Annotated in this window: 13 protein-coding genes and 2 tRNA genes; 8 read left to right on the forward strand and 7 right to left on the reverse strand. The window is 65.1% G+C overall.

Features of this window, described 5'->3' with window-relative positions:
- Window positions 1-688 precede the first annotated feature (688 nt).
- The 3 genes from ACFQU1_RS24680 to ACFQU1_RS24690 all read left to right on the forward strand — a co-directional run bounded on the left by ACFQU1_RS24680 (window position 689) and on the right by ACFQU1_RS24690 (window position 1,252).
- A tRNA-Pro gene (locus ACFQU1_RS24680) sits at window positions 689-765 on the forward strand.
- Window positions 766-843: 78 nt separating this feature from the next.
- The gene (locus ACFQU1_RS24685; RefSeq protein WP_378137787.1) at window positions 844-1,149 is read left to right on the forward strand and encodes an ETC complex I subunit; all 306 of its coding nucleotides are present in this window, start codon (window positions 844-846) and stop codon (window positions 1,147-1,149) included.
- A 26-nt stretch (window positions 1,150-1,175) separates the two neighbouring features.
- Window positions 1,176-1,252: transfer RNA gene (locus tag ACFQU1_RS24690), tRNA-Arg, on the forward strand.
- A gap of 98 nt (window positions 1,253-1,350) precedes the next feature.
- Here the strand turns inward: ACFQU1_RS24690 and ACFQU1_RS24695 are convergent.
- Window positions 1,351-1,806 carry a hypothetical protein gene (locus ACFQU1_RS24695; protein WP_378137789.1) on the reverse strand — a complete coding sequence of 152 codons (456 nt, stop codon included), beginning with the start codon at window positions 1,804-1,806 and terminating at the stop codon, window positions 1,351-1,353.
- Window positions 1,807-2,145: 339 nt separating this feature from the next.
- Between ACFQU1_RS24695 and ACFQU1_RS24700 the strand changes: the two genes are divergently transcribed.
- Complete coding sequence (locus tag ACFQU1_RS24700; RefSeq protein WP_378137791.1) at window positions 2,146-2,355, forward strand: cold-shock protein; 210 nt, start codon at window positions 2,146-2,148, stop codon at window positions 2,353-2,355.
- Window positions 2,356-2,438: 83 nt separating this feature from the next.
- Window positions 2,439-2,654 (forward strand): hypothetical protein, encoded by a 216-nt coding sequence (locus ACFQU1_RS24705; protein ID WP_378137793.1) that lies wholly within the window; start codon window positions 2,439-2,441, stop codon window positions 2,652-2,654.
- Window positions 2,655-2,862: 208 nt separating this feature from the next.
- On the opposite strand, the gene ACFQU1_RS24710 is transcribed toward ACFQU1_RS24705, so the two are convergent.
- The 3 genes from ACFQU1_RS24710 to eda all read right to left on the reverse strand — a co-directional run bounded on the left by ACFQU1_RS24710 (window position 2,863) and on the right by eda (window position 5,093).
- A complete protein-coding gene (locus ACFQU1_RS24710) occupies window positions 2,863-3,378 on the reverse strand; it encodes a DUF192 domain-containing protein (protein WP_378137795.1) in 516 nt (171 codons plus the stop codon).
- Window positions 3,379-3,617: 239 nt separating this feature from the next.
- The gene (locus ACFQU1_RS24715; protein ID WP_378137797.1) at window positions 3,618-4,244 is read right to left on the reverse strand and encodes a cold-shock protein; all 627 of its coding nucleotides are present in this window, start codon (window positions 4,242-4,244) and stop codon (window positions 3,618-3,620) included.
- A gap of 204 nt (window positions 4,245-4,448) precedes the next feature.
- The gene (gene eda / locus ACFQU1_RS24720; RefSeq protein WP_378137799.1) at window positions 4,449-5,093 is read right to left on the reverse strand and encodes a bifunctional 4-hydroxy-2-oxoglutarate aldolase/2-dehydro-3-deoxy-phosphogluconate aldolase; all 645 of its coding nucleotides are present in this window, start codon (window positions 5,091-5,093) and stop codon (window positions 4,449-4,451) included.
- Between the two features lie 224 nt (window positions 5,094-5,317).
- Here eda and ACFQU1_RS24725 point away from each other — a divergent pair, with 224 nt between their 5' ends.
- On the forward strand, window positions 5,318-6,310 hold the full coding sequence (locus ACFQU1_RS24725; protein ID WP_378137801.1) for a heparan-alpha-glucosaminide N-acetyltransferase: 993 nt from the start codon (window positions 5,318-5,320) through the stop codon (window positions 6,308-6,310).
- A 104-nt stretch (window positions 6,311-6,414) separates the two neighbouring features.
- On the opposite strand, the gene zwf is transcribed toward ACFQU1_RS24725, so the two are convergent.
- The 3 genes from zwf to ACFQU1_RS24740 form a co-directional block, all read right to left on the reverse strand.
- Complete coding sequence (gene zwf, locus ACFQU1_RS24730) at window positions 6,415-7,893, reverse strand: glucose-6-phosphate dehydrogenase (RefSeq protein ID WP_378137803.1); 1,479 nt, start codon at window positions 7,891-7,893, stop codon at window positions 6,415-6,417.
- A 95-nt stretch (window positions 7,894-7,988) separates the two neighbouring features.
- Entirely contained in the window at window positions 7,989-11,510 is a 3,522-nt protein-coding gene (gene mfd / locus ACFQU1_RS24735; RefSeq protein ID WP_378137805.1) for a transcription-repair coupling factor, read from the reverse strand.
- Between the two features lie 98 nt (window positions 11,511-11,608).
- Window positions 11,609-11,896 carry a succinate dehydrogenase assembly factor 2 gene (locus ACFQU1_RS24740; RefSeq protein ID WP_378137807.1) on the reverse strand — a complete coding sequence of 96 codons (288 nt, stop codon included), beginning with the start codon at window positions 11,894-11,896 and terminating at the stop codon, window positions 11,609-11,611.
- Window positions 11,897-12,154: 258 nt separating this feature from the next.
- Between ACFQU1_RS24740 and ACFQU1_RS24745 the strand changes: the two genes are divergently transcribed.
- Both ACFQU1_RS24745 and recG read left to right on the forward strand, forming a co-directional pair.
- Window positions 12,155-12,538 (forward strand): hypothetical protein, encoded by a 384-nt coding sequence (locus ACFQU1_RS24745; protein WP_378137809.1) that lies wholly within the window; start codon window positions 12,155-12,157, stop codon window positions 12,536-12,538.
- Window positions 12,539-12,681: 143 nt separating this feature from the next.
- Window positions 12,682-14,784 (forward strand): ATP-dependent DNA helicase RecG, encoded by a 2,103-nt coding sequence (gene recG, locus ACFQU1_RS24750; RefSeq protein WP_378137811.1) that lies wholly within the window; start codon window positions 12,682-12,684, stop codon window positions 14,782-14,784.
- The last annotated feature ends 38 nt before the right edge of the window (window positions 14,785-14,822 follow it).

Consider the following 14,822-nt stretch of genomic DNA (forward strand, 5'->3'; position numbering starts at 1 on the left):
TGTGCGGAGGTTCGCGGCTTCGGTCCCGCCCCATGAGGGTAGGTACCCCGATCCGGAACGAATATCGAAGCTCATGAGTTGACCAACAGCGTTATCGTAGCCGTCCGCTGTTCTAGCGGCAGGTTCATCGATGGCTCAGCACCCTGGATAGTCCAAGACGGGCCGGGGAAGATCAGGAGGAGACGCATGAACAATCGTACGATCTGGTACGTCATCGCTGCAGTAGTCGTGGTCCTCATTGCCCTCTGGGCCTTCTATCCTCGAACTGCTGAAACACCGGCAACGGGCGCCGCTCCGAATTCGCCGCCGGCATCTACATCAGCGCCTCCGGCAGCTTCTCCGCCGGCGCAATAGTCGGAGCGCGGCCTGCTGCGCGACCAGGGGAGCCTCAAGGGACTGCCCGTCGCTGGCGGCGGGTCGAGGTGTCTGAGGCCGTCTTGCCGGTCGGCAAGTCGACGAGCATCAGCGGGACTCATGTCTCGCTGATCTCCAGTGCAAAAGGTGGCGAGCCGGCTCCGCTTACGGTCTGCCCCTGGGCCGCAGGACATTCCATGGATATGGCAGCGGTTTTGTCCGGAACTGCTCGTCCGGGATAGCGGCGGTGCGTCCGCCATATGCGCATCGGCGCAATTCCGGACTTGCCTTTAGACTGTTAGTTTTCTAAGGAAATCAGCGACGTGAGCATGATCGGGGCATAGCGCAGTCTGGTAGCGCATCTGCTTTGGGAGCAGAGGGTCGCAGGTTCGAATCCTGCTGCCCCGACCAGGTCTCGTCGACGGTCCGCGTGTCGTCGGGTAAGCCGGAGAGCGCGTCAGGGAAATCGACAGGTCGGGAAGCCGGAGCATGAGCGCACGCATCTACAAGCCCTCCCGGACCGCCATGCAGTCGGGCTTGGCGAAGACCCGGCGTTGGTGCCTGGAGTTCGATGCCGAAAACGCGCGCGAGATCGAACCGCTGATGGGCTGGACGAGCTCCACCGACACGCGCCAGCAAGTTGGGCTCTGGTTCGATACGCGTGAGGAAGCGGTCGCCTATGCCGACAAGCACGGCATCAGCTATCGCGTGGAAGAGCCAAAATCAGCCAAGCGGCGATCAATCGCCTATTCCGATAATTTCAAGTTCAACCGCGTCCTGCCTTGGACCCATTGACGGCATCCAGGGTCACTGGCGCGTAAGGCCCCGTAGCTCAGTTGGATAGAGCAGCAGCCTTCTAAGCTGCGGGTCGCAGGTTCGAATCCTGCCGGGGTCGCCAACAGCTAGCCTTCGGTTGCGTGGATCGGCGGGCCCGATCATAGCGCCAGCCCAGTCCTGTCCACGCACCCCGCTTTCACATCTCAGGACGGATGCCGCCTATCGAGACGTGCCGAGTTGCCGCTTGGCTTCGTTCACGGCGTCCATGCAGGCCGTTTCTTGTCCAGAACGGTCAAGCTGGCGCGCGCGATCGAGACTTGCGCTCGCATCCATCGGGCTGGAGCCGACAGAGCCGGTCGTGAGATTCTCCCCGCCGGTTCCCTCCGTTTGGCGGCGGACGTCTTGAGGAGACGTGGCGCGGGTCCCTGCTGACGGAGCTGCCGCCCGCCCGGGGCTGCCTTGAGCTCCTGCCGCCTTGGCTTCCTCGTCGGCTCTCGCTTGCGACGACATATTCGCGGCCTGCGCGCCCTTCGTCGGCCCGGAACCCGCATCCTTGCTCGACAGGACCTGGGCGAGGCGGTCGATCTCGGTCGTACATGGACCGGCATAGGCGGCGGAACCGGCAAAGAGGACGCTACTCGACAGGGCAAGGGCGACCATATGGGCGTTTCTCATGCTTTCCTCCATCAAAGCTTCCCGGCGAGGGCATGCGCCCTCACCTGTCTGATGGAGCAGCAACGCCCTGGATAGAAAATGGTTCGCGGTTGCGCGCCCGAATGATCGGTGCTCGCGCTTGGAACGTGCCTTTTCGCCGCCATCTTGCCAGAGCGTGAAATCCCGCTTACATTCAAGGCATCGAGATTGGCCGGATGTTAGGGCCGAATGGATGCGCCGCCTTGCTGTGCCGGGCCGGAGGCACCTTCAGACTACCTCTCCAAATCGACGAAACTGCACAGGCAGCATGTATAGCTGCCCCGCTTACCCATGTTCTAAAGCCGACCGAAAGGACACTCCATGGCGACTGGCACGGTAAAATGGTTCAACGACCAGAAGGGCTACGGCTTCATTCAGCCCGACAACGGCGGCAAGGACGTGTTCGTCCATATCTCCGCCGTGCAGCGCTCGGGTCTTCTCGGGCTCGTTGAAGGCCAGAAGGTCTCCTACGAGGTCGAAGCCGACCGACGCACCGGCAAGGAAGCCGCCGTCAATCTGCAGGCGCAGTAAGACGGCTCGCAATTGGGCGGTCCGGAGCTATCCGGACTTCCCGCTCCAATCGGTCGATCGACCCAATAACAAGGACAAAGACTATGAACTTCATTTATGCACCACGGCGCGTCGTCAGTCGTCGCGCCGATCACGCCTTCACGGTTCACAAGCTCTGGGCGCAAGGCGCCGACGAGAAGACGGACCTCAGCCACCTCATCGACCGCAGCTATGCCTACGGCTCCTCGCGTGAACTGCGCTGGCATCTCGCCGAACGCTTCGGCTTGAACCCGCAGGACTGCGTGCTGAAGGCCGCCTGATCGATTGAGTATTGAGCCGCAACCGCCGGCGAGAGCCTGAGCGCCGCTTCGCGGATTGCCCCTGTCGCAGGGGCGGAGACTGCCGGGGCGGATTAGAGCGCCTCGAGTGAAGTGGATGCCGGCTCGCGTTAAAGCAACGCAACGAGCCAGAACGCCGAGCTCTTGTCGCCATCCGACAATGCAAAACGCTCCAGGCGGCCAGCCGGAATCAGCGATCGAACATCGGATTTTCGATGCGATCGCCCGGCTTGGCGCCGATCTTCGCGGCTGTGCCCGCATTCACCTCGAGAACGGCCAAGACCGGCTCGCCGGATGGAATGATGCGGTCGGACAGAGGCTCGGTATTGTCCTCGATGCGTGCGATCGTGCCATCGGGGCGAACGAACAGCATGTCCAGCGACAGATAGGTGTTGTGCATCCACATGGACACCGGCTGCACGGCCTTGAAGTCGAAGAGCATGCCGCGGTCGGCCGGCAGATAGCGCCGCTCCATCAGGCCACGGCCGCGCTCGGCATCCGTTCGCATCACCTCCACCATGAAGACATGCCGTCCCGTCGCGGTAACGATAGTCAGTTGCTCGAGGCCGGCTGGCGTCTTGCCCTCCGCCTTTGCGGCGTGCGCCCCGAACGGTGACGCGCTGGGAGGAAGCCACACCAGCGGCGCCAGCAGGGCTGTGACGATCAGAAACCGAAACGCCGCCGCAAATCCCGTCAACATGACCATGGCTGCCTCATCGATGGGTCTACCGCCGACCCGTGCGCCAAGTCATCGCGCAGTCGGATGCGCCGATCAAGTGATCAGCACGCACCACCCCGTGATCGGTGCAGATCGGCTGAAGGATCGGGCCGGCCTGACCGGCCGGACAGAAAAAAGCTGGTTCCGATGGCCGGAACCAGGCTGAGGCAAATTGTCTAAATGCAATCAACAAAAAAAGTCGAGTTCGATCCGGCTTCAGGATGGCGTCAGTGCGACGATGGTGTCGTGCCGCCATCGAGCGGCCGAACTTCGGCTGCCATCAGACCTTTCGGTCCGTTGCCGAAGCGCACAAGCACGGACTGACCGGGCTTGAGCTCCGTCAACCCGAAGCGCCGCAGCGTCTCCATATGGACGAAGATGTCGGGCGTGCCCTCCCCGCGCGTGACGAAGCCGAAGCCTCTCAGGCGGTTGAACCACTTGACCTCCACCTTCTCCAGCCCGCTCGTCGGAACGACCGTGACACGCGTGCGCGCCGGCAGTTCCGAAGGATGCACGGCTGACGAGTCATCCATGGAGACGATGCGGAAGGCCTGCAATCCACGGGCGCGCTGCATCGCTTCGCAGACAACCCGGGCACCTTCATTGGCCGTTTCGTAACCGTCCCGCCTCAGGCACGAGACGTGCAGAAGAACGTCCGGCATGCCGTTATCCGGTACGATGAAGCCGAAGCCCTTGGCAACATCGAACCATTTTATGCGCCCGACCACCTCGACGAGATCGAGAGAGCGTTCTACCGCACCCTCATCCGCCTGGGTTAGGCCGGAAACAGCCTCGTCTGCTTTCTCTTGCCCTGCCTTTGGGCCGAGAAAGCTTGAGTCAAATTCGTTGGACATTGAACCACCAGCCGAATCACAATGTTAATTTACGAGACGGAGAATAACATCGCGTCCAAGGCGGCAAAGTCAGAAAGGGATGCGTTCGCGGGCTCCCCGATGGGCTTCCCTTAAGATCTTATGACTGCCAAAAACGGAAAAACAAGCCTGAATCCGCAACTTATCGTTGCAATTCCGATTGTTAACACGCAAGTCCAGTGTGTCTCAGGTGCCACGCAGAGTGTCCACGAGATTGCGAGCCTTGCCCGCCTCGTCGCGAATGAAGCCCCAGTTGCGCTCAGTGACAGCCTTTAGCGGCACGAGCCATGAACCGCCCACGCAGATAACCTGCGGCAAAGTCAGGTAATCTTTCAGATTGTCCGTATCGACCCCACCGGTGGGGCAAAAGCGCGCCTCCGGGAAGGGGCCCGCAAGCGCCTTCAGCATCTTCACACCGCCTGCGAGTTCGGCCGGAAAGAACTTGACGCGGGAACGGCCGACGCCGAGCGCACGCATCAGCTCGGAGGCAGTGGCAACGCCCGGCAGCCACGGCAAGCCCGCCTTTTCAGCCGCCTCATGCAGGTTTTCGCCGAAACCGGGGCTGACCGCGAGCGCCGCACCAGCGTCGCGAACCGCCGCGAAATGCTCCGGCCGCGTCAGCGTACCGGCGATGACGAGCACATCCGGGCAATGGCGCGCGACGGCCTCGACGGCCTTGGCGCCGGCGGCTGTGCGCAGGGTGAGCTCGATGACATCGATTCCCCCTTCCTGCAGCGCTTGGGCAAGCGGCACGGCAGCTTCGACATCGGGAACGGTCACGACCGGAACGACGCCGCACCGCCGAATCCGTTCCAGATAAGCCTCGTCCATCGGTTCCTCGTCCCCGTTCGTCACGCAAGCGAACAGACCTCCCCGCCCCTCCAAACATAGACAGAGGGTCGCTTCGAGGAGATCGTGGCAGTGAGGATCATTATGCCTTATGCGAGGCGCCATGACCACGCATGAAGATGGTGTTCGACAGCACTCTTTACGTCAGCCAGACTGACGTAAGCTGGGGTGACGCCGGGCGAGCCAACAACAGTCGAAGGTGAATCGTGGCGACTTCTCTTTCCCCTTCAGCGAGCCTTCCGACTGTCCAGTCGCTGCCGCGCATCCCGCTGATCGATGCGGCACGCGGCATCGCCCTCCTCGCCATGATCAGCTACCACTTCGCTTGGGACCTCAGCTTCTACGGTCTTATCGAAACGGATATCGCGGCGCATCCGGCCTGGCGGATCTACGCGCATCTGATCGCCGGGAGCTTTCTTGCTCTCGTGGGTGTCAGCCTCGTGCTCGCCCATGCCAATGGCATCAACCGACGCTCTTTCCTGCGGCGGCTGGCGATCCTCGTCGCTGCCGCCGCCGCGGTGACCGTCGGCACCTATTTCCTTTTTCCGGAGAGCTTCATCTTCTTCGGCATTCTGCACGAGATCGCGCTGGCAAGCGTCCTCGGCCTTTTCTTCCTGCGCCTGCCCTGGATCATCACGCTCGCGGCGGCGGCCGTGGCGCTCGCCCTTCCCCTCGTCGCGGCAAGCCCCTTCTTCAACGCGCCGGCCTTGTTGTGGCTCGGCCTCGCGACCGAGGTGCCGGAGACGAACGATTATGTACCGCTGTTTCCGTGGTTCGGCTGCGTGCTCCTCGGCATGGCGCTGGCGCAGATCGTGCTAGGTCGCCCTGCCCTGCCGGCCTGGCTCACATGGCGAGTTCCCGGCGTCCTCGGACGCGGCCTCACGCTCGCCGGGCGACATAGCCTCCTCGTCTATCTGACGCATCAGCTCGTGCTGCTCGGCGCGCTCTGGGTCTTCGTGCAGGTGGTCCAGCCGGTGCGCACGGCCCCCTTCCTGCGCAGCTGCGAGGCGACCTGCCAAAACGGCGGAACGGATGCCGCAACCTGCGCGCGCTATTGCGGCTGTGTCGGCGACGGCGTCGCGCAGCTTGGCCTCTGGGGCAAGGTGGCGGCCAATGCGCTGTCGCCGGAAGACCGCCAGCGCCTCGCCGGCATGGCGCGCCAGTGCCGGCCGGCTAGCCCTCCGGCCGGGGCCGAATAACGGCCTGGAGCATTTTTGCCTTTCCTCGAATGGGGAAAAGCGCTCCGGATCCCGATCTGATGTGTTTTGGTGTCGCGAACCGGCCGCGCTTTCGCGCGAACGCTTCAGTCGCCGCTATCGTACCAGGTGCGGCCGTCACGCTCGATCAGCGCGATCGAGGCGGAAGGCCCCCAGGTGCCCGCCGTATAGGGCTTCGGCGCCTCGCCGGAGTTCTGCCAGGCCTCGATGATCGGGTCGATCCAGGTCCAGGCGGCCTCCACCTCGTCGCGCCGCATGAAGAGCGTCTGGTTGCCGCGCACCACGTCGAGGATCAGCCGTTCATAGGCATCCGGATTGCGCACGCCGAAGGCCTCGGCAAAGCTCATGTCGAGTGGCACATTATGCAGGCGCATGCCGCCCGGGCCGGGATCCTTGATCATCAGCCAGAGCTTTACGCCCTCGTCCGGCTGCAGGCGGATGACGAGACGGTTGTTCTCGATCGTGCCTGCCTCGCCGTCGAACATGGAGTGGGGAATGCGGCGGAAGGCGACGACGATTTCCGAGACGCGGCTCGGCAGGCGCTTGCCGGTGCGCAGATAGAACGGCACGCCCGCCCAGCGCCAATTGGCGATCTCGGCCTTTACGGAAACGAAGGTCTCGGTTCGGCTCGTCGAGGCGCCGAGTTCGTCGAGATAGCCGGGCACCGCGCCGCCGGCCGATGCGCCGGCGCGATATTGGCCGCGCACGGTCGCCGCCGTCGCCGTGCGGCCATCGATCGGCACGAGCGACTGCAGCACCTTGAGCTTCTCGTCGCGCACGGCATCGGCGGCCGTCGAGGTCGGCGGCTCCATCGCGACCAGGCAGAGAAGCTGCAGCATATGGTTCTGCACCATGTCGCGCATAGCGCCGGCCGTGTCGTAATAGCCGGCGCGGCCCTCGACCCCGAGTGATTCCGCCACGGTGATCTGCACATGATCGACATGGGCTGCGTTCCACACGGGCTCGAAGAGCGCATTGGCGAAGCGCAGCGCCATGAGATTCTGGACCGTTTCCTTCCCGAGATAGTGGTCGATGCGATAGACGCTCTCTTCCGGGAAGACACGGCCGATCGCGTCATTGACCGCGCGGGCCGAGGCAAGGTCCTTGCCGATCGGCTTCTCCACGACCACGCGTGTCTGCTGGTCGACAAGGCCATGCGTGCCGATGCGCTCGGAGATCGGTCCGAAGAGATCGGGCGCGGTCGCCAGATAGAACACGCGGATATGGCCTTCACCCCGCTTCACGCAATCGACCAGATCCGGCCATCCCTCGTCGGAGCCGGCATCGAGGCTGACATAGTCGAGGCGCTCGAGGAAGCGTCCGAGGCCGTCTTCGGCCAGGTCCTTGCTCGGCACGTGTTCGGCAATGGCCTTGCGGGCGAAGGCCTGGAACTCCTCGGCGCTCATGGCCCGTCGCGAGGTGCCGATGATCCTGGCGTCTTCCGGCAACTGGCCGGCGACGCAACGATGAAACAAGGCCGGCAGAAGCTTGCGCTGGGATAGATCGCCCGTGGCGCCGAAGATGACGAGGGTGAAGGGCGAGACAGGAATAACGCGACTGGCCATGCGGTGCGATGCTCCTCGATCCTCTGACGCAACAACAGCCTTGAAGCACGCAGCCTCGCCGCGTGCAAATTTTCTGAACGGCGGCGGCTGTCCCCCTAGGCCGCCTTCTTGCGCTCGGCGATGCGCACGAGATTGCGAAGGATGGCCGTCGTGCCCTTGAGGCGGGCGGCCGGCGTCGGGAAGTCGTCGATGAAGACAATGCGCATGTCTGGCCGGACCTTGGCCAGCGAGCCCTGTTCGCCGACGAAGGCGACGAGCCCTTCCGGATTGGCGAAGGAGTTGTCGCGGAAGGAGACGATGACGCCCTTCGGTCCGGCTTCGACCTTCTCCACATTGGCGCGCCGGCAGAGCGCCTTGATCGAGACGATTTTCAGAAGCTGCTCAACCTCTTCCGGCAGAGAGCCGAAGCGGTCGATGAGCTCGGCGCCGAAAGCCTCGATCTCGGTGTCGGTATCGAGCGTCGACAAGCGGCGATAGAGCTCGAGACGCACGTCAAGATCCGGCACGTAAGTATCGGGTATCATGACTGGCGCGCCCACCGTGATGGTCGGCGACCACGTATCCTCGCCCGTCTCCTCGACGCCGGCCTTGAGCTGGGCGACCGCCTCCTCCAGCATCTGCTGATAGAGCTCGTAGCCGACCTCGCGAATGTGGCCGGACTGCTCCTCGCCGAGGAGATTGCCGGCGCCACGAATGTCGAGATCGTGACTGGCCAGCTGGAAGCCGGCGCCGAGCGTATCGAGCGACTGCAGCACCTTAAGCCGCCGCTCGGCGGACTGGGTGAGGCGCCGCGTCGGCGGGACGGTGAGGAGCGCATAGGCTCGAAGCTTGGCGCGCCCGACGCGGCCGCGCAGCTGATAGAGCTGCGCCAGGCCGAACATGTCGGCGCGGTGCACGATGAGCGTGTTGGCGCGTGGAATGTCGAGGCCCGATTCGACGATGGTCGTCGAGAGCAGGACGTCGAATTTGCCGTCGTAGAAGGCGCCCATCACGTCTTCGAGCTGGCCGGCCGCCATCTGGCCATGGGCGACGGCGACCCTCACCTCCGGCACCTCGCGATCAAGGAAGGACTTGACCTCGGCGATATCCTCGATGCGCGGGCAGACATAGAAGGACTGGCCGCCGCGATAGCGCTCGCGCAGCAGCGCCTCGCGCACCGAGAGTGGATCGAAGGGCGTGACGAAGGTGCGGACCGCCAGGCGATCCACCGGAGGCGTCGCGATGATGGAAAGCTCGCGCACGCCTGTGAGGGCAAGCTGCAGGGTGCGCGGAATGGGTGTCGCGGTCAGCGTGAGCACATGCACCTCGGCGCGCAGGTCCTTCAGCCGCTCCTTGTGGCCGACGCCGAAATGCTGCTCCTCGTCGACGACGATGAGGCCGAGGTCCTTGAAGCGGATCGCCTTGCCAAGCAGCGCATGGGTGCCGACGACGATGTCGAGCCGGCCATCGGCCAGCTGCTCCTTCACCGCCTTGAGTTCGGGCGCCGAGACGAAGCGCGAGGCTTGGCCGACCTTCAGCGGCAGCCCCTGGAAACGCTCCTGGAAGGCGCGGAAATGCTGGCGGGCGAGCAGCGTCGTCGGCACGACCACCGCCACCTGCCGGCCCGACATGGCGACCGCGAAGGCCGCGCGCAGGGCAATTTCCGTTTTGCCGAAGCCGACGTCGCCGCAAACGAGCCGGTCCATCGGCCGCCCCGAGGCGAGATCGTCGAGCACGGCATCGATGGTGTTCTGCTGGTCTTCCGTCTCCTCATAGGGAAAACGGGCGGCGAATTCGTCATAGAGGCCCGGCGGGGGCACGACGCGCGGCGCCTCCTTGAGCGCGCGGGCTGCGGCCACCTTGATGAGCGCGCCGGCCATCTCGCGGATGCGCTGCTTCAGCTTCGACTTGCGTGCCTGCCAGGCTGCGCCGCCGAGCTTGTCGAGCGCGACCTCGGTGTCTTCCGAGCCGTAGCGCGACAGAAGGTCGATATTCTCCACCGGCAGGAACAGCTTGTCGCCGCCGGCGTAATGCAGCTCCAGGCAGTCGTGCGGGGCACCCGCAACGTCGATCGTCTTCAGCCCGACGAAGCGGCCGATGCCGTGATCCACGTGCACGACGAGGTCGCCGGCGGCAAGGCTCGATACCTCCGCAATGAAATCTTGCGCGCGCCGTGACTTGCGCTTCTGGCGCACGAGCCGGTCACCGAGGATGTCCTGCTCGCCGATGACGGCGAGATCGCCGACCTCGAAGCCGGATTCGAGACCCCAGACGGCAAGGCCCACCTCGCCCGCCGGCAATCCCAGCGCGACCGAAAGGCGGCCGACCGGCGTCATCTTCTTGAGGCCGTGGTCGGCGAGCACCGAGCCTAGCCGCTCGCGCGAACCTTCCGACCAGGCCGCGACGACGACCTTGCGGCCAGCAGACTGCAGGTCGCGGATATGGGCGACGGCGGCCTCGAAGATATTGATGGTGCCGTCGGCGCGCTCGGGCGCGAAATTGCGCGCCTGCCGGCCGCCGACATCGATAACGAGCCGCGCCTCGCTTTCGGGCTGGGCGAAGGGCGTCAGCCGCGCCACCGCGCTCGCCTTCAGGCGCTCCTGCCATTCCGCCTTCGGCAGATAGAGCGCATCTGGCGGCAGAGGCTTGTAGGGCGGTGCCCCGCCGGTCGCGCCGGCGGCGGGCTGGTTGCGGCGCGCCTCGTAATAGTCGGTGATCTGCGCGAGCCGTTCCTCGGCGGCGTCTTCCAGCAGCGGATCGAAAACCAGCGGCACGCCGGGCAGATAATCGAAGAGCGTATCCAGACCGTCATGGAAGAGCGGCAGCCAATGTTCGAGGCCGGGATGGCGCCTACCCTCGCTCACCGCCTCGTAGAGCGTGTCGTCGCGGGTGGCGGCGCCGAAGGCTGCCACATAGCCCTGGCGGAAGCGACGGATGGTCTCGGTCATGAGCTTCACTTCGCTCATCGGCACGAGATCGAGCGAGCGCAGCTGATGGGTCGTGCGCTGCGTCTCCGCATCGAAGGCGCGGATCGATTCGAGCGTATCGCCGAAGAAGTCGAGGCGGAGCGGCTCCGGCAGGCCGGGGGCATAGAGATCGACGATGCCGCCGCGCACCGCATATTCGCCGGTGTCGCGCACGGTCGCCGTGCGCTGAAAGCCGTTGATCTCGAGCCACTGCACGAGCGCGTTCATGTCGACCGTATTGCCCGGCGCCGCCGACAGCGTTTCACGGGCGATGCGCGCCTGGGGCGGCACGCGCTGCAGGACCGCATTGATCGTGGTCAGCACAACCCGCGGCCGCTCGGCCGAGGAGCGGGTGGAGGCGAGCCGGGCAAAGGTCATCATCCGCCGGGCGGTAATCGCCGCAGATGGTGAGACGCGGTCATAGGGCTGGCAGTCCCAGGCCGGCAGGGTCAATACGTCGAATTCGGGCGCGACGAAGCCGAGCGCCGCTTCCATGGCGCTGAGGCGCCGGTCGTCGCGCACCACATGCACGACCGCGGCGACCCGTTCCGCACTCGCCTCGGCGCGTGCGAGATCGGCGACGACGAGGGCGTCCTGCCCGTCGGCCACGCTGGAGATGAGCGGACTGTCACCCCGGCGGAGGGCGTCGACAGCGCGCTGGAGCGGATTCATGTCAAACCTATCGAGATGCAAAATGGCGCAGCGCGCCGCGAGCGGAGATCGGACCTATAAGCCCGCAATCACCGCCACTCAACGCCGACGGACGAGGTTCAGTTGCTCGTCGTGGCTTCGTGGACCGGAAAAGCCCTGAGCTTTGCGAAAAAGGCGGTATCGTGAGCCGCCGGCACCGGCACTTCGCCGCAGAACCAGGAGAAGACATCCTTGTCCTGTTCCTCGAGCAGAGCCTCGAAGGCGGCGATGTCGGGCTCGTCCAGGCGATCGAGCTCCGCATCGGCGAAGCGGCCGAAGATGAGATCCATCTCACGCATGCCGCGATGCCAGGCGCGAAACCTGAGCCGCCTGCGGCGCAGCGCAAGAGCTTCGGTTTCGTCGGACATCGCTGTTCTCCAATCTGCGGGACCGCCCGTATATAGGAGCTGATATCTGCCATGTCAGCAGAAGTCCGGCGGTAGCGGTCGTCAGTGACGACTGGCCGCTGAGCGCGCGCTTCTCGTCCCATATCACGGTCATTCCATGGCGCCGGCCGCCAAAAAGATATTACCCGCCAATAATATACGTCTTATTCCCCCTTGCCCTTCTTGATTGCGCTCTTATTATCAAGTCGTTTTCATGCACATTTTTGGACGTTGATTATTATGCTTCACGCTCTACATTTTGCTACCAATTGGATCAAAGATGACGAATACGATTCTGAAAGATTTGTTGAGAAGATTATCTTGGATGCTTGCAAGAAGTCCCCACGATTGGACGAGGCGTATTTGAGCGGAGAGCTTGAAGTCGTCGCTGGAATTCATCGCAAGAGCGGCCCTGGCATGGGCGGTGACGCGCGGCCCCACATCACGGTGCGGCTGAGAGACGCCGGCGAAGCCTGGCACATTATTCTCAACAGAAGCGGCGGCCGTTATTGGTTCCACAAGGTTGAGACGCGGCCGAAGGTGAACCAGGAATTCCTCTCCGCCAATGCCCAGCGGCAACGACGCCAAAATACCCCGCCGCTTCCAAACGCCCCTCAAATCTGAACAAGGGAGTTTCTCAGCCCGCCTTCATCGGGCTGCTCCGGTGCCGGACGATCTCGCGACGGTTCTCCACCGGCGCGGAAGCCGGCACCACGCCGATGCTCGATGGACTGGCTAGGGCCTAGGCTGTTCCGCTATGAAGCCTCATGCGTCCACCGATCCTCGATCCTCTCTTCGCACCGCTGTCGGCCCTGCCGGGCGTGGGGCCACGCACGGCCCAGCTCTTCGCCCGGCTGCTCGATGCCGCGCCGGGTGAGGCGCGCGTACTCGATCTTCTCTTTCATCTGCCGCATACGGGCATAGACCGGCGCGCCCGGCCGACGATCGCCGATGCCGTGCCGGGCGAGGTGGTGACGCTCACCGTGCGCGTCACCGCCCACCGCCCGCCGCCGCCCGGGCGCTCGCGCGCGCCCTACCGCGTGCTCGTCGAGGACGAGACCGGCGACGTCACACTCGTCTTCTTCAGCATGGTTCAGACACGGCTCGACAAGATGCTGCCGCTCGGTGCCGAGCGGCTCGTCTCCGGCCGCATCGAGCTCTGGGACGGCCGCCGCCAGATGGTGCATCCGGACCGTGTCCTCGACCCGGCCGAGGCTGAGAAGCTGCCGCCGGTCGAGCCGGTCTATGGACTCACCGAAGGGCTTTCGGCGCGCTATGTCACGCGCATCGCGGGGGCGGCCCTCGACCGCTTGCCGGAGCTGCCGGAGTGGCAGGACGCGGCTTGGCTGCGCCGCGCCGGCTTTCCCGTTTTCGGAGAGGCTATGCGGGGCGTGCATCAGCCGGCGGATATGACACCTTTCCTGCCGGAGGCCCCTGCCCGGCGTCGCCTCGCCTATGACGAACTGCTGGCGACGCAGCTCGCGCTCGCGCTCATGCGTGCCCAAGGGAGGCGCAAGGCGGGGCGGAGCATCGCCGGCGACGGCAGGCTGACCGGCGCCATCCGCGCCGCGCTGCCCTTCGCGCTGACTGCATCGCAGGAGAAGGCCGTCGCCGATATCGCCGGAGATCTCGCCTCGCCGCACCGCATGGTGCGGCTGCTGCAGGGCGATGTCGGCTCCGGCAAGACGGTCGTTGCCCTGATGGCCATGGCGAGCGCGGCGGAAGGCGGCCGGCAGGCCGCCCTGATGGCGCCGACCGAAATCCTCGCCCGCCAGCACCATGCGCGGCTCGCGCCGCTTGCGGCTGCGGCCGGCATCGAGGTCGGCCTGCTGACTGGCCGCGACAAGGGCGCCGAGCGCGCCGAGACGCTGGCGCGGCTCGCGAGCGGCGATCTCAAGCTCGTCGTCGGCACCCATGCGCTCTTCCAGGAGGCGGTCGCCTTCGCCGATCTCGGGCTTGCCGTCATCGACGAACAGCATCGCTTCGGCGTCCACCAGCGTTTCGCCCTCGGCCGCAAGGGCGAGGCCGTCGACCTCCTCGTCATGACGGCGACGCCGATCCCGCGCTCGCTGGTGCTCAGCTATTTCGGCGACATGGACGTGTCGCTGCTCACGGAGAAACCGGCCGGCCGGCGGCCGATCGACACGCGCGCCGTGCCGCTCGACCGCATGGACGACGTGGTCGCCGGCCTGCAACGGGCACTCGCCGGCGGCGCCCGCGCCTATTGGGTCTGCCCGCTCGTCGCCGAATCCGAGACCCTCGACGTCGCAGCCGCGGAGGAACGCCATGCGGTGCTACGCCAGATCTTCGGCGATACGGTCGGGCTCGTGCACGGCAAGATGCCCGGCCGCGACAAGGATGCCGCCATGGCCGCCTTCCAGCGCGGCGAGACGAAGATCCTCGTTGCCACCACTGTCATCGAGGTCGGCGTCGACGTGCCGGAAGCGACCATCATGGTGATCGAGCATGCCGAGCGCTTCGGGCTCGCGCAGCTTCACCAGCTGCGTGGCCGGGTCGGGCGCGGCGCGGCGCAATCGAGCTGTGTCCTGCTCTACAAGGCGCCGCTCGGCGAGGTCGCCAAGGCGCGGCTCGGTGTCATCCGCGCGACCGAAGACGGCTTCCGCATCGCCGAGGAGGATCTGAAGCTGCGCGGCGAAGGCGAAATTCTCGGGACCCGCCAATCCGGGGCGCCCGACTTCAAGCTGGCGCAACTCGCCCTAGATGCCGACCTGATCGCGGCAGCGCGCGACGACGCCCGCCTCATTCTCGAGCGCGACCCGAAGCTCACGAGCCCGCGCGGCGAGGCGCTCCGCCTTCTTCTCTATCTCTTTGAACGCGACGAGGCGATCCGGCTGGTCCGGGCGGGGTGAGTAAACGCCGTGTCATTCTGGGGCCGGCGAAGCCGGAG

Source organism: Chelatococcus sp. GCM10030263, from assembly GCF_042666455.1.
GTDB lineage: Bacteria > Pseudomonadota > Alphaproteobacteria > Rhizobiales > Beijerinckiaceae > Chelatococcus.